This is a genomic window from Amycolatopsis roodepoortensis (assembly GCF_014873915.1).
In the GTDB taxonomy this organism is placed as follows: Bacteria; Actinomycetota; Actinomycetes; order Mycobacteriales; family Pseudonocardiaceae; genus Amycolatopsis; species Amycolatopsis roodepoortensis.
Window position 1 is genome coordinate 1,991,287 of record NZ_JADBEJ010000005.1, and the last position, 19,291, is coordinate 2,010,577.

Below are 19,291 nucleotides of genomic sequence, written 5' to 3' on the forward strand. Positions count from 1 at the left end.
AGGAACCACCGATGAAATTACGATGACACCGGTCGTCAGAGCAGCGGCGCCCTCGACAAGGCCTCCCGCAGCTTGCCGAGCACCTCGTCCGCCGTGCCCTCCGCGGTGCACCCGGCGGCCTGTCGGTGACCGCCGCCGCCCAGCTCCCCCGCCGCCGCCGAGACGTCGACGCCACCCGCCGAGCGAAGCGAGACCGTCCATCGCTGCCGCGGCCCCGTCGGTTCGGCCTCCTTGAGCACGACGGCGACCCCGGCCTCACGAGTGGACCGGACGACGTCGATGACCGCCTCGACCTCCTCGGCGCGGACGGATCGCGCGGCGTCGAGGGTCACCACGGCGTGGGCGAGGCCGAAACCGCGTGCCTCGTCCGGTTCGAGCCGGGCGCCCGCGAGGACGTCCGAAAGCATCGGCAGCCATGCGAACGGGTGATCGTCGACGATCTCGCGGACCACCTTGTCCGGGTCGACTCCGGCTTCGAGCAGCTTCGCGGCCATCAGATGGGTCGACGGGCGGGCCCGGCGGAACCCGCTCGTGTCGGTGACGAGCCCCGCGTACAGGCAGCGCGCGATCGGCTCGTCGATCTCGGTGCCGAGTTCCTCCAGCAGCGCGAAGACGAGAACGGCGGTGGCTTCGGCGGTGTCGTCGACGACGTGATGCGTGCCGTAGAAGACGTTGGACGCGTGGTGGTCGATCACCAGGACGTCACCGCCCGCCGAGCGGACGGCGTCCACCCGCGGCGCGAGCTTCCCGAGCCTGCCCGGGGTGGGCGTGTCCAGCGCGACCAGGAGCTGTTCAGTCTCCGGCAGCTCGCTCGCGGTAACGAAGAGTCCGCCGGCGTCCAGGCTCCGCAGGGTTTCGGGCATCTCCTCGGGCTCGCCGACCGAGACGCGGACCTTGACGCCGCGCTGCTGAAGCGCCCGGCCCAGCGCCAGCGCGCTGCCGAGCGCGTCGGCGTCCGGGCGGACATGACCGAGCAGGGTCACGTCGTTCGCGCGCGCCAGCAAGGCGGCGGCTTCCTTCAGGTTCGGCACTGGAGTGGCTGTCACAATCAGTCAAGCTACGCTCTACCGGATGTCCGAGTACGCGATCCTGGTCTACCCGTCCGCCAACCGGGTCTACACCGACTCCACTCCGGCCCTGCTGCGGGCGGAGCTGGCGGTGTTCGGTCTGTCCGCTTTGGAGACCGAGATCTCCGAGATCGGCGAGACGGAACTCGGCGGCGTCGGCTACCTCACCTTCACCACGCCCGCCCCGCTGAGTGAACGCGATCTCGCGCTCCTTTCGAACCTTTCCGCGCTGTACGCGCTGTTCGAACTCGGCGACGGCGTCCTCAAGCCGGTGACGATCAGCCCGCTCGCGAACTTCGACTCGGATCTGCTGACCATCCAGAAATATCCGGGCAAGACGAACGAGCTGTTCACCAAGCTCCTCGTCAACGTCACCCTGATGTCGACGGCGAACCCGGCGGCGATGCTGGACAAGCCACTGCATCTTCTCGATCCGCTTTGCGGCCGCGGCACCACGCTGAACCAGGCGATGATGTACGGCTTCGACGCGACCGGCCTCGACGTCGACGGCAAGGACTTCGACTCCTACGAGCTGTTCATCAAGACCTGGCTGAAGCAGAAGCGGATCAAGCACAGCGCCGAATCCGGTCAGGTGCGCCGCAACAAGGTCCGGCTCGGCAGGCGGCTCGACATCGGTTTCGGGATCACCAAGGAGCGGTACAAGGCCGGTGACGTCCGCAAGCTGAGCTACCTCAACTGCGACACGCTCACCACCGACGAACTGCTGCGGCCGAACTCGGTGGACCTCATCGTCACCGACGCCCCGTACGGCGTGCAGCACGGCAGCCACCGCACCCAGGACGCGTCGCTCGCGCGCAGCCCGCGCGACCTGCTCGCGGCCGCCGTTCCTGTGTGGACGCGGGTATTGCGGCCCGGCGGCGCGCTCGGCATCTCCTGGAACACCAACGTCGCGCCCCGCGAGGAGCTCGCCGCGATCCTGGACAAGGCGGGTTTGGTGGTCCGCGAGGACGGCCCGTTCGCGGAGTTCGCGCACCGGGTGGACCAGGCGATCGTGCGGGACCTGATCGTCGCCGCGAAACCCGCCTAGCCCCACGCGTTTCGTCCTCTGGATGCGGTAGTCGGCATCGCGCACTATGTCCGGGGCCTGGCGCGAATGGCCCCGGTGAGCATGTCGCGAAAGCCACTTTCGCGACGTCTGGTGTCGCGAAAGTGGCTTTCGCGACACTGGCGCCGGAAGGTCGCCCTCGCGCCTCACGCATTTCGTCCTCTGAATGCGGTAGTCGGCATCGCGCACTACCGCATCCAGAGGACGGAACGCGGGGTCAGACGATGCGTTCCCCCACGAACTTCAGCACGTCCGGCATGATCTCGCGCCAGTAGTCGTCGTTGTGCGCGCCGGGGGTCATCTTCGCGACGGCGGGGTTCAGCGCCTTGATGAGCTTGCGGTCGGCGCCGGCGAAAGGATCCGAGTTCCCGCACCACACGCCGGTCGATCCGGCGGAAAGGTCACCGGTGTGCAGCAGCGGCTCATGCGATTCCCACTGCGCGCGATCCGCGAAGACCTTGCGGGACTTGGCATCGGGCCAGCTGACGAACAACGCCGCGCTGGCGACGGCGACGGCCTTGAGGTCCTTGTGGTCACGGGCGTAGCGCAGCGCGCCGAACCCGCCCATCGAGATCCCGAACATCGCCGACGGCGGCCGCAGCTGACGCTGGGCGAGCCAGCCGGGCAGTTCGTCGGACAGCATCCGCTGCGGGTCGTCGCCCTTGCCGACGTCCACCCAGTAGTTGTCGCCGTCGACGGCGGCCACCGCGAACCCGGGCCGCCCGGCCGCGACGGCCTGGTTCAGCGCGTCCTGCACGCCGAGATCCAGGAACGTCCGCGCGTCGGCGCCGCGCCCGTGCAGGGCGACGCAGACCGGCATCCCGACCCGTGACACCCCGTCGGGCGCGATGATGACGAGGTTGACGTCGCGGTTCCGCGCCGCGGACCGCATCTTCTGCACCGTGACCGCTTCGGTGAGCGGCGTCGGGGTGCTCGGCGGGGCCACCGGAGGCGGCCCCACCAGGGGCGGTTTCTCGGCGCCGCAAGCGGAAAGCAGCGCCGAGCCGCCGAGAGCCGCGGCCCCCAGCAGCAGGCCACGCCGGCTCACGGCGTGGTCCACCATCTCAGCGACGGGTCTCCTCGTCGGCGAACTCATCGTCTTCGGCCTCTTCCCGCGGCGGCTTGTACGGGTCGGGTTCACCGGCGTGCTGCGCCCCGGTCGCCCGCCGGGCGACCTCCGCGTCGGCCTCCCTGGCCTTCGCGAGGAGGTCTTCGATGCGCTTGGCGTCCTCGGGAATGCTGTCGGCCACGAAGGCCAGCGTCGGGGTGTAGCGGACACCCGTGCCCTGCCCGACCTTCGTGCGCAGGACACCGCGAGCGGATTCGAGCGCCGCCGCGGCACCGGCGTGGTCGGGCGTGGACTCCAGGTTCTCGCCGAGCACCGTGTAGTAGACCGTGGCGTCGTGCAGATCCGCCGTGATCTTCGTGTCGGTGATCGTCACGTGGTTCAGCCGCGGATCCTTGATGTCGTGCTCGATCGCGTGCGCGACGATCTGCGAGATCCGCTTGGCGAGCTTACGAGCCCGAGCGGGGTCGGCCATGGGATTTCGTCTCCTCGAAAGGTCTTCTGCTAGTCGTCCGGGCCGAGCAGCCGGCGGTGGGTGGAGAGCAGTTCGAACTCCGGCCTCCCGGCCATGAGGCGCTCACACGAGTCGAGCACGTCACGAACGTGCTCGCCACTCGCCGCGACCACGGCCACACCGATCAGCGCGCGCCGGTGCAGGTCTTGATGGCCGGCTTCGGCGACGGAGACGTCGAAACGCCTGCGTACCTCGGCCAGCACCGGCTTGATCACGGATCGCTTCTGCTTGAGCGAGTGGACGTCGCCCAGCAGGATGTCGAGCTCAAGAGCTCCTACGAACATGTGGGATTCTGGGTTGTTTCGAAGGTGAAGCGGCGCTCCCCCGCCCAGATGCGGGAGAGCGCCGCTTTGTCACTTACGCACGCGGCTTTTCGCGCTGCTCGTAGGTCTCGATGATGTCGCCGACCTTGAGGTCGCTGTACGACCCCAGAGTCAGACCACACTCGAATCCGTCGCGGACCTCGACCACGTCGTCCTTGAACCGCCGCAGCGAGCTGATCGGCAGGTTCTCGGCGATGACGGTCGCGTCGCGGAGCAGACGGGCCCGCGCGTTGCGGCGGATCTCGCCCGAGACGACGAGACAACCGGCGATGGTGCCGATCTTCGACGACTTGAAGACGTCGCGGATCTCCGCCTTGCCGAGCTCGACCTCTTCGTACTCCGGCTTGAGCATGCCCTTCAGGGCCTGCTCGATCTCTTCGATCGCCTGGTAGATGACCGTGTAGTACCGGACGTCGACGCCTTCGCGGGTGGCCCGCTCGGTCGCCTTGCCCTGCGCACGGACGTTGAAGCCCAGGACGATCGCGTCGGACGCGGTCGCCAGGTCGATGTCGGACTCGGTGACGCCACCGACACCGCGGTGCACGACGTTGAGTTCGACGTCGTCGCCGACCTCGAGCTGCACCAGCGAGGCTTCGAGCGCCTCGACGGTACCGGAGTTGTCACCCTTGATGATCAGGTTGAGGCTGTTCGTCTCCTTCAAGGCGGAGTCGAGGTCCTCGAGGCTGACCCGCTTGCGGCGCGACGCGTTGAGGGCGTTGCGCGTCCGGGCGGAGCGGCGCTCGGCGATCTGCCGGGCGACGCGGTCCTCGTCGACCACCAGGAAGGTGTCGCCCGCGCCCGGCACCGAGGTGAACCCGATGACCTGGACGGGACGCGACGGGTACGCCTCCGTGACGTCGACGTTGTGCTCGTCGACCATCCGGCGGACGCGGCCGTAGGCGTCACCCGCCACGACCGAGTCACCGACGCGCAGCGTGCCTCGCTGGACCAGCACCGTGGCCACCGGACCGCGGCCGCGGTCGAGGTGGGCCTCGATCGCGACACCCTGGGCCTCCATGTCCGGGTTGGCCCGGAGGTCCAGCGCGGCGTCGGCGGTCAGCAGGATCGCCTCGAGCAGGCCGTCGATGTTGATGTTCTGCCGCGCGGAGATCTCGACGAACATCGTGTCGCCGCCGTACTCCTCGGCGACCAGGCCGTACTCGGTCAGCTGCTGCCGGATCTTGTCCGGGTTCGCGCCTTCCTTGTCGATCTTGTTGATCGCGACCACGATCGGCGCCTTGGCGGCCTGCGCGTGGTTGATCGCCTCGACCGTCTGCGGCATCACACCGTCGTCGGCCGCCACCACGATCACCGCGATGTCGGTCGAGTTGGCACCACGGGCACGCATGGCGGTGAACGCCTCGTGACCCGGGGTGTCGATGAAGGTGATCAGACGCGGGTTGCCCTCGAGCTCGGTCTCGATCTGGTAGGCGCCGATGTGCTGGGTGATGCCACCGGCTTCACCTTCGCGCACCTTCGTCTTGCGGATCGTGTCGAGCAGGCGGGTCTTACCGTGGTCGACGTGACCCATGATGGTCACGACCGGCGGACGGACCTGCAGATCCTCTTCCTCACCCGCGTCTTCGCCGTAGGTGATGTCGAAGGTCTCGAGCAGCTCCCGGTCCTCTTCCTCGGGACTGACGACCTGAACGTTGTAGTTCATTTCGCCGCCGAGCAGTTCCAGGATGTCGTCGGACACCGACTGCGTCGCGGTGACCATCTCACCGAGGTGGAACAGCACCTGCACCAGCGAAGCCGGGTTGGCGTCGATCTTCTCGGCGAAGTCGGTCAGCGAGGCACCACGCGGCAGGCGGATCGTCTCGCCCTGCCCCTTGGGCAGACGGACACCACCGACGCTGGGCGCCTGCATGTTGTCCATGTACTCCTGGCGCTTCTGCCGCTTCGACTTGCGGCCCTTGCGCGAGGGGCCACCGGGACGCCCGAAGGCACCCGCGGTACCGCCACGGCCACCGGGGCCGCCACGACCGCCGCCGCCACGGAAACCGCCGCCACCGGCCGGGGCACCGCCGCCGCCACCGGGGCCACCGCCACCGGGACGGAAACCGCCGCCACCGCCGCCGCCGGGACGGAAACCGCCACCGCCGCCGCCACCGGGACCGCCGCGGAAACCTCCGCCGCCGCCACCGGGACCGCCACGAGCGCCGCCACCGGGGCCACCACGGGCTCCGCCGCCGGGGCCACCACGGCCGCCACCGGGACCACCGGCCGGACGGGCCGGGCGGCCCGGCATCATGCCGGGGTTCGGACGCGGGGGCATGTTGCCCGGGCTGGGCCGGTTACCGCCGGGAGCGCCGCCACCGGGACGCGGGGCCGGACGGTCGCCGCCCTGCCCGCCACCGGGACGCGGCGGACGGTTGTCGCCGCCCTGCTGGTTGCCGCCACCGGGACGCGGGGCGGACGGGCGCGGGGCCGGGGCACCGGAACCCACGCCGAACGGGTTGTTGCCGACACGCGGGGTGCGCGGGCCGGGCTTCGGGCCGCCGGGCTTGGGACCCTGCGGCTTCGGCGGCACGACCGAACCCTGCGACGGCGTCTGGGACGCCGGCGGGGTGGTGGGTGCCGCCGGGGTCTCCTTCTTCGGCTCGGCCGGAGCGGCCTTCGCCGCCGGAGCGACCTCTTCCTTGGGCGCCGGCGGCCGGGGGCCGGGGCGCGGACCCGGGCGGACACCCGGGGTGGCGGGCCGGGACGGCTGCTGGGCCGGGGCCGGCTTCTCCGACGCTGCCGGAGCGGACGCCGCGGGGACGGCCGGGGCCTCGGACTTCGCCGCGGGCGCGGGCTGAGCGGGCTTCGCGGCCGGAGCCGGGGCAGCGGGCTTCGCGGGCGGCGCGGGTGAAGGACGGGGGCCGGGGGTCGGAACCGGCTTCTTCTTGCCGTCCTTGGACGGATACGCGTCACGGAGACGACGGGCGACCGGCGCCTCGACGGTGGACGACGCGGACTTCACGAACTCGCCCTGTTCCTTCAACTTGGCGAGAACTTCCTTGCTGGTGATGCCGAGCTCTTTCGCGAGCTCATGTACTCGGGCCTTGCCTGGCACAGCTCTCCTCATCTGGGGAGGCCGGCGGCAGACCCGCAGACCTCGTCCTATTGTCGCGCGTTCATTGATTCAGCTTCACGGCTGACTCATGACGGGTCGACCTGCTTCCTGATTCCATCCGGCACCGGGGATGTCCCGGCGCCCTTTAGCCTTCGGCGTGCCGCTCCAGGCGTTCGTGGACACCCTGGGCGTCGAGCGATCCGGGAACACGAAGTGCCCGGGGGAACGCCCTGCGCCGCTCGGCCTTGGCCAGACAGTCCGGCACGGGGTGCAACCAGGCACCCCGGCCCGGCAACCGCCGACGTTCGTCGACGATCAGCCGACCGTCCGCCGCGACCACTCGCAGCAACTCGCCGATCAAGGCCCGCTTACGGCAACCCACACACGTGCGAACCGGGACTTCCCGGTCATGCTGGAGGTCGGTTCCCGGCCGCGGGCTCTGAACCACTCGTAAGTCTAGCGCTTCGACCTTCACTCAGCCGAACCGGTTGCCGCGGCGGGCCGCGCCTGCCCGGCGTGTGCTTCGTCACCCTGCTCAGGGGCGGCGTCGCTGCGGATGTCGATCCGCCAGCCGGTGAGCCGGGCGGCGAGGCGGGCGTTCTGCCCTTCCTTGCCGATCGCGAGCGAAAGCTGGTAGTCCGGGACGACGACGCGAGCGGTCTTGGCTTTCTCGTCGACGACCCGTACGGAAACAACCTTCGCGGGCGACAGCGCATTCCCGACGAACTTCGCCGGGTCTTCGGAGAAGTCGATGATGTCGATCTTCTCGCCCGCCAGCTCGCTCATCACGTTGCGCACGCGCGCGCCGACCGGACCGATGCACGCGCCCTTGGCGTTGACGCCGGGCACCGTCGAGCGGACCGCGATCTTGGTCCGGTGTCCCGGCTCCCGCGCGACGGCGGCGATCTCGACCGTGCCGTCGGCGATCTCGGGGACCTCGAGGGCGAACAGCTTGTGCACCAGCTTCGGATGCGAACGGGACAGCGTGATCTGCGGACCGCGGTTGCCGCGCGAGACGGTCACGACGTAGGCCTTGATCCGGTCGCCGTGCTCGTAGGTCTCGCCGGGTACCTGCTCGATCGCGGGCAGCACGCCTTCGATGTCGCCGACCTGGATGACGACCATGCCGCGGGCGTTGGCGCGGGCGTCGCGCTGCACCACCCCGGCGACGATCTCGTTCTCCTTGGCGGAGAACTCGCCGAAGGTCTTCTCGTGCTCGGCGTCGCGCAGCCGCTGCAGGATGACCTGCCGCGCGGTGGTCGCCGCGATCCGGCCGAAGCCCTCGGGGGTGTCGTCCCACTCCTCGTCGGTCTGGCCGTCCGGGGTGAGGGTGTGCGCGAGGACGCGGACCAGGCCGCTCTTGCGGTCGATGTCGATCCTGGCGTGCGGCTGGTGGCCCTCGGTGTGCTTGTACGCGGTGAGGAGCGCGGTTTCGATCGCTTCGATCACCGTCTCGAAGGGGATGTCCTTGTCCCGTTCGATCGCGCGCAGCGCGGCGATGTCGACGTTCACTTCGGCTCCTCCTTCGGCTCCGTGGTGGCGGCGTTCAGGGCCGACGCATCGTTTTCCAACAGTTTCAGGTCCTCGGCAGGTGGTTGCTTGAACTCGATCTCGATGACCGCCTTGGTCACCGAGGCGTAGCTGACGTCCCGGATCTCGCCGTCCACGAGCACTCGCGCGGATTTCTCCCCCGCGTGCCCCACGCGGCCGATGAACGCCGCGCCCTCGGCCGGGGTGATCTTGACGAGGCGGAACTTCGCGCGCCGCCAGTGCCGCCGCACGGTGAGCGGCCGGTCGAGACCCGGCGACGTGACTTCGAGCGTGTACGCGCTCGCGATCACGTGCTCGTTCTCGTCGAGCGCGGCGGAGACGGCGCGGCTGACGCTCGCCACCTCGTCCAGCCCGACGCCGTCGTCCCCGTCGACGACGACCTTGACCAGCTGGCGGCGGCCTGCCTGCTGGACCTCGAAGGAATCGAGGTCGAAACCCGCGGCCTTGACGGCTTCGGCCACGATGGGCTCCAGCCTGCTGGCGAGGTCGTTGGGCACGGTGGAGCGCTCCTGTTCGGCTGTGGGCGACCCGGCGGCGTGGATCCGGGTTCGGTAGTGGACCAGCTTATCCGGTCACCCCCGCGTGACGCGCGAGCGGCGGCCCCGCGCGGGGTACTGGCAGGATGGGGCGGCGTGACCGGAAGATCGACAGAGCCGAGCCGTCGCACTTTCCTGCGGATGGGAGCGCTGGCCGCGCTGGCCGTGCCGCTGGCGTCCGCCTGCTCCCCCGGCTTCGACGAAAGCCCCGACCCGCTGGGTCCCCTGCTGCGCGCGGCGGAGAACGACGCGGCCGGCGCGAAGGCGCTGGGTGCCGAGGGCGAAGCGGTCGCCACCGCGCGGGCCGCGCACGCGGCGGCGCTCAAGACCGAGGTGGACCGGCTCAACCGGCCGAAGCCGGAGCAGCCGGGTCCGGCGGCGATACCGCCGCCGTCGTCGCTGGACGGGCTCAAGGAGCGGCTCGCCACGGCTCGTAAACAGGCCGAGGGCCTCGTGCCGTCACTGCCCCGCTATCGCGCCGGGATGGTCGCCTCGGTGGCGGCGGGCTGCGCGGCGCTGCAGCAGAGTTCGGAGAAGATCGGCCGCGGCGACGACGCCGGACCGGTCGAAGTGCCCGCCGGGGTCCAGCTCGCCGGGGAGAGCGCGGAAGCCGTCCAGCAGGCGCTCGCCGCCGAGCACGCGGCGATCTGGGTGTACGGGCTGGTCAGCGCGTACCTGCCCGCGGCGTTCACCGGCGCGGTGTCCCGGGGCACGGCCGAGCACGTCAAGCGACGGGACGTCTGCGAACGGATGCTTTCCGCGGCGGGTCAGACCCCCACCGGCCCGGAGGCCGCGTACGTGCCGCCGAGGCCGGTGACCGACGCGAACTCGGCGATGGAACTGGTGGCGACGGCCGAGGCGGACGCGACCTCGGCCTGGCTCGGCGTGATCGACCGGACGGACGACGCGGCCCTGCGGACGACGGCGCTGAACGCCCTGATCGGGTCGGCGCGGCGGGGCACGGCGTGGCGGGCGGAGTTCGGCGCGAAGCCGGTGGCGATCGCGATGCCCGGCCAGTCGGCGTAGCCGAAGGACGCCTTCCCCGCCCGTGAGCTGAAAGGGCCCTTCACCGCGTGAGATGCGGTGAAGGGCCCTTTCAGCTCACGGGGTCAGCGGCGCAGATCACCCGAAAGCCGCAGAGCGTCGGTCGCGATCCGCTCGATCAGCGGCTTGTCGGTCTGCTTGTTGTAGAAACCGGCCAGCACGATGGCCACCTCCGGCCCGGTGACGTGGGAGTCGTAGGCCGCGTCCTGCCCGGAGATCTTCGGGGCGCCCTGGTCCTTGAAGGTCCCGTCGCGCACCAGGTCGGACACGTTGCCCGTGCCGTCCTTGTCGGTCAGCGCCTTGAGCTGGGTCGCGGTGACCTCGCCGGGCATGGTGACCAGGACGACCGAGACCAGTGCCTTCTTCCCCCCGGTCTCGGTCGTGTACAGCGCCCGCGAAAGGCGGGTGCACGGCGTGTCGGCGAAGAACTTCTTGGTGTCGCCGTAGGCCTTGCTCGCACAGTCGGTGGTGACCTGCGGTCCTTCGACCAGCGTGTACTGGAACTGGCCGCTCTTCGACGGCGGGTCCGCGACCGGGGTCACCTCCGGCTCGTGCCGGATGAGCCACCAGAGCAGGGCGGACACGACCGCGATGGCGACCAGTCCGGCGCCCTTCAGCGCCAGGCCCTTGGTGTCCCTCGGCGGATTCGGCGCGGACGGCGGCCCGCCCGGCCCTGCCGGTCGCACCGGCTGAAGCCGGGCCGTTTCCGTCGGTCCCGGGGTAAATTGCGCACCAACCACGGGAACATACGGTAGTTCACGCCGCTCCGGCGGTTCACCTGAACGTGCTTATCACCCGTTCGACGTCGTCGGCCGTGTTGTAGAGATGGAAGCCGAATCGCTGCCGTCCGGCCCGGGTACCGGCCACGATGCCCGCTTCCCGCACCCGGTGGGCGTCGGCGTCGAGCGAGACGATCGCACTCCCCTGACCGGGTGAACCGAGCGCTTCGAGGAGTGCGTCGGCGAGCCCCACGCAGTGCGCGCGGACGGCGGCGAGGTCCAGCGACGCGAGGTAGTCCAGCGACGCCGCGGCGCCGACGAACGCGAGCCAGGCCGGGGAGAGGTCGAGCGAGCGGGTGCCCTCGGCGAGCCGCAGCGGGAGGCCGTAGACGGTCTGCCAGCGGTCCTCCCCCGCGTACCAGTTCGCGGCGACCGGCACGGCCCGCTCCAGCACCCGCGGATGCGCGGCCAGCCACGCCGCCCCGCGCGGCGCGAGCAGCCATTTGTACCCGGCGGCGACCACCCAGTCGGCCCAGCCGAGGTCCAGCGGCTGCCAGCCGGCGGCCTGGGTGGCGTCGAGCAGGACCGCGGCACCCGCCGCCTCGGCCGCGGCCCGGAGCGCCTCCAGGTCGACCTGGGCGCCGTCGGCCGACTGGACGACGCTGACCGCGACGAGGTCGTGCCCCTCGACGCGGGCGGCCAGCTCGGCCAGCGGGACTTCGGTGACCTTCACCCCGCGGTGCGCCTGAGCCGCGAAGGGGAAGGTGACGCTCGTGAAGTCGTTCGCGGCGGCGAGCACGCTGGCGCCGTCGGGCAGGCCGGCGGCCACGTTCGCGATCAGCTGCGAGACCGACGCCCCGACCGCGACCTGTTCCGCCGGGACCCCGATCAGCGCGCCGAATCCCGCCCTGGTCCGCGCGACGGGCTCGTCGAAGTCCGTCGGACGGGCTTCACCGCGGCGCCATCGCTCGACCGCGTCCGCCACGGCGTCGGCCACGTGCGACGGCGGGATGCCGATACTGGGCGTGTTCAGATAACCGGGCGGGACGGCGAATTCGGCTCCGAAGGTCTGCATGCTCCCGAGATTAATGAGATTCCGGGAGCAGGGCGGCGACGTCGGCGTACGACGGCGGGGTCAGCGGGAGCTCGCCGCCGTCGCGAACGGCCTCCACCGTGCGCAGCGTGGCCGCCAGCGCCATCCGGTACGGCAGCGAACCGAGGCTGACCCGCGCGACGCCGAGCCCGGCCAGGCCGTCGACGGTGACCTTGCCTGGCAGGAACAGCAGGTTCACCGGCACCCCGACGGCTGCCACCAGCCGCTCGACGTCCGCGGGCGCGGCGAGCCCCGGTACGAACACCCCGTCGGCGCCCGCGTCCACATAGGACAAACAGCGTTCGATCGCAGTGCCGATGTCGTTCTCCCCCAGCCAATGCGTGTCCGTCCGCGCGTTGACGAAGAGCCCGGGAGCGCGCTCCTTCGCCGCCGCGATCTTGGCCGCGTGCCGCACGGGGTCGCCGAGCGTGTCTTCGAGGTTGATGCCCGCGACACCGGCTTCGGCGAGTTCCGCCGCCAGCGCGCCGACCTCGCCCGGGTCTTCGCTGAACCCGTCGGCGAGGTCGACGCTGATCAGCGTGTCCAGCCCGGTGAGGCGCCGCGCCAGCCGGACGGTGGCGTCCTTCGAGGACGGGGCGCCGTCCGGCTCGCCCTCGGCGGCCGACACCCCGAGGCTGGTCGTGCCGAGCGCCGGGAAGCCTTGTGCGGCAAGGAAGGCGGCGGTGCCGAAGTCCCAGACGTTCGGCAGGAGCAACGGGGAACCGGGGACGTGCAGGGCGGCGAATGCGGTCATGACACGACGGTAGCGAGTGGACGCTTCGGTGACGGCCGAAGCGTCAGGCCCGGGGGCGCATGTCGCGAAAGCCACTTTCGGGACACCAGATGTCCCGAAAGTGGCTTTCGCGACGCCCGGCACCACCTGACCGGCCGCGCACCCCGCCGACGTTGCGAAAGCCACTTTCGCAACGTTGAAGGTTGCGAAAGTGGCTTTCGCAACACGGTCGCCCACCCCCGAAGCGTCAGCCCCGTTCCAGGAAAGGCGTCAGCAGCTCCGGCACCGACTCCTCCGCGAACAGCAGCCCCTGCTCCTCCCCCGCGTCGTACACCGAGTACGCCCCGGCACCGGCGGCCGTGGTCGCCACGACGGTCAGCAATCCCTTGCGCCGCTGGAAGATCGACTGTTTCACCGTCCAGCCGATCACGCCTTCGCGTTCCAGCGCGAACGTGCTCCGCCGCACGGTCCCGTGCCGCCCGACGAGGTACCGCCCGGTGATCCCGTGCCCGAGGTTGCGGTAGGCGTCCAGCGCCAGCAGCATCGACACCGGCAGCAGCACGACACCGAACGCGGCCCCGATCACCAGCAGGACGTCGGTCAGCAGGAAGCCGAGGAGCGCGAAGATCGCCAGCAGGACCACCACCGAACCGACCCACCAGCGCAGCAGCCGTCCCCGCGCGGCGCGCGGATGTCCGGTGAGCCGGACGGCTTCGGTCGGCGAGACCGGTTCGCGCAGGACCACCGCGGCGACCCGGTTGGCCGTCGCGACGGGCGCGGCGGGCAGGAGCGTGTGGTAGTCGGTCTTGTCCTTGTCGTCGCTCTGCCGCATTCCGGTGGCGATCGCGTCGACCCGCGCCGCGCCGGAGATCCGGTTCCCGAGCGGTTCGACGAGGTCGATGCCGCGCATCCGGCGTTCCTCGATCGAGATCGAGCGCGTGGTGAACAGGCCGCGGCGCACCCGCAACGTGCCGCCGGCTTCGCGGTCGAGCCGGTAGTTCCACCACATCTCGATCCACAGGCCCAGCGCGCCGATCAGGCCGACGAGCATCGCGATCGCCAGCAGGATCAGGATCGCCACCACCAGCGGGATCCCGCGGAACAGGCCGATCACCCAGTCGATCAGGCCCTTCTGCAGGCCCGCCCATTCGGAGATCTGCATGAGGCCACCACCGGCCGCGAGGCCCAGTGTCGGTGTCAGGAAAGACATCGGCGCGTAGCGGATCCAGCTCCGGTCGAGTTCGGCGAGCGGCGCGTCGTCGTCGGTCTCCTCGATTTCGGCGCGGCGCAACAGATCCGCGCGCAGCCGCTCGGCCTCGGCGCGAGAGACGGGGTTGAGCTTGATCCGGCCCTGCCCGCCCGATTCGTGCGAACCGGTGCCGATGGTCACCACCGCGACGCCGAACAGCCGGTGCAGCGGGTTCGCCGTCAGGTCGACGTTGCGGATCCGTTCGCGCTGCAGGGACTTCCGCGAGCGGAACACCAGCGTGAACGCCGTCTCCAGCCGGTCCGGCGTGACCCGGTACCGCACGCCCTTCCAGTAGAAGAGGTCCGCCAGCACACCGCCGGCGACGAGCACCACCCCGCCCGCGGCGACCCAGGCGAGCGCGACCCAGAACCTCGCGCCGCCGCCCACGATCGCGGCCGTGGTCGGGATCGCGGCACCGACGGCCGCGCCGGTCATCATCACCGCGGTGACGGCGAGCGTCCGTTTGTCGAGTGTGCTCCAGCCCTCGAACTCGCCCGAGGTCATGTCGCGTCCCCCGGCGTCGCCTGCGTCGTCTCGGTCAGCTGCTCCGCCAGGCTCGCGGCCAGTTCGTGGTCGAGCCCGCGGATCTTGACCGCGCCCCGCGCCGACGCCGTGGTGACCGTGACGGTCGCGAGCTTGAACACCTGCTGCAGCGGGCCGCGCAGGGTGTCCACGGTCTGGATCCGCGACATCGGCGCGACGCGCCACTCCTGCCAGAAGAACCCGGAACGCGCGTACACCGCCGTCTCCGTGACCTCCCAGCGATGCACCTTGAACCACCACAGCGGCATCGCGATCACCCACACCAGGCCCAGCGCCGCGAACACCGCCGCCGGTGTCAGCAGCCAGAACCGCACGGGCGCGATGAGCAGCCCGAGCACCACCAGTACCAGCACCGGCGCGCCCCAGAAGAGCGTTCCCTGCAGCCGCCACCAGCCCACGACCCGCTGATCCAGCGCGTTCCGCGGCGGCCTGAGCCACACCTTCCCCCGTTCGGCTTCCACCGAAATCACCCCCGACGAATGTTTACAATGCGATCGCATCGTAATAGCGTCGGACAGTAGTGGCAATGCGATCGCATGGCAAACAGCGGAACGGATGGTGAGGGTGCCGAAGCAGGTGGATCACGCGGCGCGGCGCGCGGAGATCGCCGAGGCGCTGACGAGGCTGACGGCCAAGCGGGGCCTCGAAGGAGTCAGTCTCCGGCACGTCGCCGCCGAAGCGGGCATGTCGATGGGCTTGGTGCAGCACTACTTCAAGACCAAGGACGAGATGCTGCTGTTCGCCGTCGAACGCCGCTCACAGGTCTACGAAGAGCGCATCAAGGCCCAGCTGGAGGCCGGCGAACTGCCGTCGACGCCGAAGGCCATCATCCGCGCGATCATGGTCGAGATCCTGCCGCTCGACGAACGGCGCCGCGGCGACTGGCTGATGGGGGTCGCGTTCTTCATCCGCGCGATCTCCGATCCGTCGTTCGCGGCCGCGTTCACCGACGGTGTCCCCCAGCTGTTCGAGCTGTTCGCCCTCCTGATCCGGCAGGGACAGGAAGCGGGCGATGTCGACAAGTCGGCCGACCCGATGCACGAATCCGCGATCCTCTGGGCGGTCGCCGATTCGCAGGGCACCAACATCGTGATGAAACACCGCACGCCGGACGAGGCGCTGTCCACTGTGGACTACCACCTCGACCGGCTGTTCGGTCAGGCGGTGAGCTGACCGTCGTAGTTCTTGCGCGCGTCGAGGACCTCGCCCATGTGGACGCGAGCCCATTTGTCGAGCATCTCGAGCGGTTCGGCGAGGTTGCGGCCGAGCGCGGTCAGCTCGTATTCGACGTGTGGCGGGATCTCCGGGTACGCGGTGCGCGTCAGGATGCCGTCCCGGACGAGGCTGCGCAGCGTCTGGGTGAGGACCTTCTGCGAGATGCCGCGCACGCGTTTGCCGATCTCGGTGAACCGGAGCGGGCCGTCGCCGAGCACGCCGACGATCAGCACGGTCCACTGATCGCCGATGCGGTCGAGCAGCGCGCGGGTGGGGCAGTCGGGGTCGTACGGATCTCCGAGCACGTGACCTCCTCACTCTCCTCGGGAGAGTAACACGCCTAGTGAGAGGGGGTGGGCTGCATCAGCGCCTCGAACAGCAGGATCAGATGGCGGCGGCCGCGTTCCCAGCGCGCCTCCAGCTCGCTCTGGTCGCGGGTCGCCCAGCTGGCGATGAGGATGCCGCGGACGACGTCCATCGCCGTGTACACCGCGTGCAGGAACTCCGGATGCGCCGAATGGTCCGGCAGCAGCGCCTTGCCGAACTCGACCAGGCTGCTCGTCGCGATCGGCTCGACCACGGCCATCTGGGCGCGCAGTTCCGCGTCGGTCCGCGACGCCACCCACAGCTCGACGGTCGCCGAGAAGACCGGCCCCTGGTGCATCTCCCACAGCAGCTGCAACGCGTCCCCGACCGGATCGGCCGACGCCTTGAGCCGGTCGATCTCCGCCATCGCCACCTCGGTGCGTCTGGCCGCGAGATGCCGGATCGCGGAGGTGACGAGGTCGGTCTTGGTCGGGAAATGGTGCACCTGCGCGCCGCGGGTCACCCCGGCGCGATCCGCGACGCGGGTGGTCGTGGTGCCCGCGTAGCCGTATTCGACGAGGCAGTCGATCGTGGCGTCGAGCAGCCTGACGCGCATCGCGGCGCTGCGTTCCTCCTGGGTGCGTCGTGGGGCTGCCATGCGCCTACTTTATGGTGCGCCGCGCGAGGCACGCGCCACGAGGCTCTCGACCATGCGCCCGATGAAGTGGCCGAGGAACCGGCGATGGAACCAGCCGGTGCCCGGGATCTTGGCGGTGAACGTGGAATGCCAGTGGATCTCGGTGCCGTTCCGCACGGGGGTGAGATCGACGTAGGCGCGATAGTCGCGCAGCGGGAGCCCCTTCTTCAGGGCGTAGCCGAAGCGCTTGCCGGGTTGGAGCGCGATGACCTCTTCGCAGCTGTGGACGCCGTTGGTGCTGAAGACGCCGACGGCGCCGAGACCGTTCTCGTCCCCCTTCCGAAGCAGGCGGAACGAGCCCATGGGTGACCAGTCGGGCCAACGCTCGCGGTCCACGAGGAGCGCGTAGACGGTTTCGGGGCTCGCGCTCGTGTGGCCGTGGACGGAAATGCGCTGGATCTTCATCATCCGTGCTCCTTCACCGGGGTTCGTGCCAGGGGAAGCCGTCCGGGTCCGCGGCTTCCGAAGTCCGTGATACCCCGGACACTCATGTCGCGAAAGCCACTTTCGGGACATCAGACGTCGCGAAAGTGGCTTTCGCGACATGCCCGACAGCACCGAAACCTCGCGATCACTCCGCCAGGTCGAACACCTGCCCCACCGGCGTTGCGAAAGCCACTTTCGCAACGTTGAAGGTTGCGAAAGTGGCTTTCGCGACACGCCCGACCTCTCGCATTCAGAGGACTAAACGCGGCCGACGACAGGGACCGAGAGCGAAGTCCCGCTCAGCTCGAACGTCACCCGGGAGCCGAGCGCGGGCAGCTCCGGGTCGAACATGTCCCCGTCGGTCCCGCCAAGGACGAGCGCCAGCCGGTGCCCCGCCGGGACGACGTGGTCGAGACTGCTCAGCCGGAACGTCATCGTGTACGCCTTGCCGGGCACGAGCGGTTCGCCGCGCCACAGCGAGCGATGGTGGCCGAGGTCCGCCCAGCCGGTCGCCACGATCCGTTTGTCCACAGTGGTCAGATCGGCGACGGTGTCGAGGAAGCAGCCGGTGTCCGCGGCGGTGCCCGCGCCCCAGCAGGAGCGGGTCGTCAGGTCCTTCGTGCCGAGCGCCGGCCACTTCGTGTTCCGCACGGTCGCGGGGCCGTAGTCGACCAGCACCGCGCCGATCCGCGCGGCGGGCTTGTCCGAGCGTGCGGTCACCGTGACGGTGGCGGTCCCGGCGACACGGGTGTCCGCCCGCAGGGGTTCACCTGCGAAAACGAGCCGGTCCGGGCTGGTCACCGACGGGTTCTCCACCCACTGCGACGCCCCGCGCGCCGGATCGTCGGTCACCGAGGCCGTGCCTGACGACGGGCGACTCCCCAGTCCGTTCTCCGTGGGCCACAACACGCGCTGCTGGGTGGCGGGCGGCCAGCGGCGTTCGTCGGTCCAGCGATCCGGGGTGTGTTCGATCCGGATCGCGGGTTCGGTCTCGACGCCGTTGCGGACGCCGAGCAGCCAGCGGTCGAACCAGCGGTGCAGGGTCTTCACGAACAGCGACCGGTCGAGGTCGAACGGGTCGACGTGCGCCGCCTGGTGCAGCCACGCCTTGCGCGGCACGCCGTGGGAGTTCAGCGCCTCCCACCACGGGCCGAACTGGATCGGGTTGACGTTGAGATCGTGGAAGCCCATCGACGCGAAGACGCTCGCGCGCACCTTGCCGGTCTTCGCGACGTAGTCGAGCCCGCGCCAGTAGTCGTTGAAGTTCCCGTCCGTCCCCGCGCGCCGCGCATTGTCCTCTTCGAACGGACGGCACAGCTTCTCGGCCCGCTCGTTGTAGAAACCCGGGCCGCCCGCCCAGCCGAAATAGGCGCCGTGCGAGTTGTGGACCTCGTAGTACGAGCTGACCCCGGCGATGGGCACGATTGTCTTCAGGCCTTCGATCCCGGACGCGGCCATCCCGATCGCCGTCGCCCCGTCCTGCGACTTCCCGATCGCGCCGACCGACCCGTTCGCCCACTCCGCCCGCACGCGTTCGGGCCCGAATGGCGTGCGGAAAGCCCGCGCGCGCCCGTTGAGCCAGTTCACGACGCCGTTGCCGGACGCGACGTCGTCGAAGCACCCGGACGAGCGATTGGTGCCCCCGACGTCGACCAGCACGACCGCGTACCCGCGCGGGACGAAGTAGTTGTCGTAAAACAGGGGGAACTGGGACGGCGTGCCGTCGGGGAGGTACGTCTTCGGCTGGCGCTCGTTGCCGCGCCCGACCTTCTCGAAGTACGGGCTGACGTCCATGATCACCGGGACGCGCTGCCCGCGCGCGGTCGGTTCCGCCGGGCGGATGATGTCGGCGGCGACCCGGTCGGTCTGGCCGTCGCGGTCGAGGTCCTGGCCGGTCTCCACCCAGGCGGTCTCCCGGATGGCCTTCTCGTAGGAGAACACCGGCTCGCTGACGCCGTCGCGGAGGACGAACGCGGGTGACGCGACGGCGGGTGCGGCGGTCAGCAGCAGTGTCGCCACCACGGTGGCGGTCAAGGTCTTGAGCCCCATCGTCCGAGTATCGCTTACAAAACCCGAACATTTCCC

Annotated in this window: 20 protein-coding genes; 3 read left to right on the forward strand and 17 right to left on the reverse strand. The window is 70.2% G+C overall.

All coding sequences use genetic code 11. The features are described from left to right. Positions 1 to 35 precede the first annotated feature (35 nt). Positions 36 to 1,031 carry a DHH family phosphoesterase gene (locus tag H4W30_RS28725; RefSeq protein WP_192746849.1) on the reverse strand — a complete coding sequence of 332 codons (996 nt, stop codon included), beginning with the start codon at positions 1,029 to 1,031 and terminating at the stop codon, positions 36 to 38. Positions 1,032 to 1,071: 40 nt separating this feature from the next. Here H4W30_RS28725 and H4W30_RS28730 point away from each other — a divergent pair, with 40 nt between their 5' ends. Further along, on the forward strand, positions 1,072 to 2,115 hold the full coding sequence (locus tag H4W30_RS28730; RefSeq protein ID WP_192745664.1) for a TRM11 family SAM-dependent methyltransferase: 1,044 nt from the start codon (positions 1,072 to 1,074) through the stop codon (positions 2,113 to 2,115). A 235-nt stretch (positions 2,116 to 2,350) separates the two neighbouring features. Here H4W30_RS28730 and H4W30_RS28735 read toward each other — a convergent pair whose 3' ends face one another. From H4W30_RS28735 to rimP, 7 genes are all read right to left on the reverse strand, one after another. Beyond that, complete coding sequence (locus tag H4W30_RS28735) at positions 2,351 to 3,196, reverse strand: alpha/beta hydrolase (protein ID WP_192745665.1); 846 nt, start codon at positions 3,194 to 3,196, stop codon at positions 2,351 to 2,353. A gap of 1 nt (position 3,197) precedes the next feature. Continuing rightward, positions 3,198 to 3,674: a 30S ribosome-binding factor RbfA gene (rbfA, locus tag H4W30_RS28740; RefSeq protein WP_126737747.1), complete on the reverse strand. Its 477-nt coding sequence runs from the start codon at positions 3,672 to 3,674 to the stop codon at positions 3,198 to 3,200. Between the two features lie 29 nt (positions 3,675 to 3,703). After that, on the reverse strand, positions 3,704 to 3,997 hold the full coding sequence (locus H4W30_RS28745) for a DUF503 domain-containing protein (protein WP_126737748.1): 294 nt from the start codon (positions 3,995 to 3,997) through the stop codon (positions 3,704 to 3,706). A gap of 73 nt (positions 3,998 to 4,070) precedes the next feature. Next, a complete protein-coding gene (gene infB, locus H4W30_RS28750; RefSeq protein ID WP_192745666.1) occupies positions 4,071 to 7,094 on the reverse strand; it encodes a translation initiation factor IF-2 in 3,024 nt (1,007 codons plus the stop codon). 145 nt (positions 7,095 to 7,239) lie between these two features. Next, positions 7,240 to 7,455 carry a YlxR family protein gene (locus H4W30_RS28755; protein WP_034312224.1) on the reverse strand — a complete coding sequence of 72 codons (216 nt, stop codon included), beginning with the start codon at positions 7,453 to 7,455 and terminating at the stop codon, positions 7,240 to 7,242. Between the two features lie 110 nt (positions 7,456 to 7,565). Next, positions 7,566 to 8,606, reverse strand: a complete 1,041-nt coding sequence (gene nusA / locus H4W30_RS28760) for a transcription termination factor NusA (RefSeq protein ID WP_126729275.1) — start codon at positions 8,604 to 8,606, stop codon at positions 7,566 to 7,568. Beyond that, on the reverse strand, positions 8,603 to 9,142 hold the full coding sequence (rimP, locus tag H4W30_RS28765; RefSeq protein ID WP_192745668.1) for a ribosome maturation factor RimP: 540 nt from the start codon (positions 9,140 to 9,142) through the stop codon (positions 8,603 to 8,605). Before rimP ends, nusA begins: the two co-directional genes overlap by 4 nt. 135 nt (positions 9,143 to 9,277) lie before the next feature. Here rimP and H4W30_RS28770 point away from each other — a divergent pair, with 135 nt between their 5' ends. Beyond that, on the forward strand, positions 9,278 to 10,207 hold the full coding sequence (locus H4W30_RS28770; RefSeq protein ID WP_192745669.1) for a ferritin-like domain-containing protein: 930 nt from the start codon (positions 9,278 to 9,280) through the stop codon (positions 10,205 to 10,207). An 83-nt stretch (positions 10,208 to 10,290) separates the two neighbouring features. Here H4W30_RS28770 and H4W30_RS28775 read toward each other — a convergent pair whose 3' ends face one another. From H4W30_RS28775 to H4W30_RS28795, 5 genes are all read right to left on the reverse strand, one after another. Then, positions 10,291 to 10,911, reverse strand: coding sequence for a hypothetical protein (locus tag H4W30_RS28775; protein WP_192745670.1), 621 nt, complete (start codon positions 10,909 to 10,911; stop codon positions 10,291 to 10,293). An 88-nt stretch (positions 10,912 to 10,999) separates the two neighbouring features. Next, entirely contained in the window at positions 11,000 to 12,019 is a 1,020-nt protein-coding gene (locus H4W30_RS28780) for an aminotransferase class V-fold PLP-dependent enzyme (protein ID WP_192745671.1), read from the reverse strand. Positions 12,020 to 12,029: 10 nt separating this feature from the next. Beyond that, entirely contained in the window at positions 12,030 to 12,791 is a 762-nt protein-coding gene (locus H4W30_RS28785) for an isocitrate lyase/PEP mutase family protein (RefSeq protein WP_192745672.1), read from the reverse strand. 226 nt (positions 12,792 to 13,017) lie between these two features. Then, the gene (locus H4W30_RS28790; RefSeq protein WP_192745673.1) at positions 13,018 to 14,523 is read right to left on the reverse strand and encodes a PH domain-containing protein; all 1,506 of its coding nucleotides are present in this window, start codon (positions 14,521 to 14,523) and stop codon (positions 13,018 to 13,020) included. Further along, positions 14,520 to 15,062, reverse strand: coding sequence for a PH domain-containing protein (locus H4W30_RS28795; RefSeq protein WP_192745674.1), 543 nt, complete (start codon positions 15,060 to 15,062; stop codon positions 14,520 to 14,522). The genes H4W30_RS28790 and H4W30_RS28795 overlap by 4 nt, the downstream gene beginning before the upstream one ends. Positions 15,063 to 15,117: 55 nt before the next feature. Here H4W30_RS28795 and H4W30_RS28800 point away from each other — a divergent pair, with 55 nt between their 5' ends. Beyond that, entirely contained in the window at positions 15,118 to 15,735 is a 618-nt protein-coding gene (locus H4W30_RS28800) for a TetR/AcrR family transcriptional regulator (protein ID WP_192745675.1), read from the forward strand. Here H4W30_RS28800 and H4W30_RS28805 read toward each other — a convergent pair. The 4 genes from H4W30_RS28805 to H4W30_RS28820 all read right to left on the reverse strand — a co-directional run bounded on the left by H4W30_RS28805 (position 15,720) and on the right by H4W30_RS28820 (position 19,255). Further along, a complete protein-coding gene (locus H4W30_RS28805) occupies positions 15,720 to 16,082 on the reverse strand; it encodes a winged helix-turn-helix transcriptional regulator (protein ID WP_126729291.1) in 363 nt (120 codons plus the stop codon). The genes H4W30_RS28800 and H4W30_RS28805 overlap by 16 nt on opposite strands. A gap of 35 nt (positions 16,083 to 16,117) precedes the next feature. Further along, positions 16,118 to 16,699, reverse strand: coding sequence for a TetR/AcrR family transcriptional regulator (locus H4W30_RS28810; protein ID WP_192746850.1), 582 nt, complete (start codon positions 16,697 to 16,699; stop codon positions 16,118 to 16,120). A gap of 51 nt (positions 16,700 to 16,750) precedes the next feature. After that, positions 16,751 to 17,188, reverse strand: coding sequence for an SRPBCC family protein (locus tag H4W30_RS28815; protein ID WP_192745676.1), 438 nt, complete (start codon positions 17,186 to 17,188; stop codon positions 16,751 to 16,753). Between the two features lie 276 nt (positions 17,189 to 17,464). After that, positions 17,465 to 19,255, reverse strand: coding sequence for a CocE/NonD family hydrolase (locus H4W30_RS28820; protein WP_192745677.1), 1,791 nt, complete (start codon positions 19,253 to 19,255; stop codon positions 17,465 to 17,467). Positions 19,256 to 19,291 lie beyond the last annotated feature (36 nt).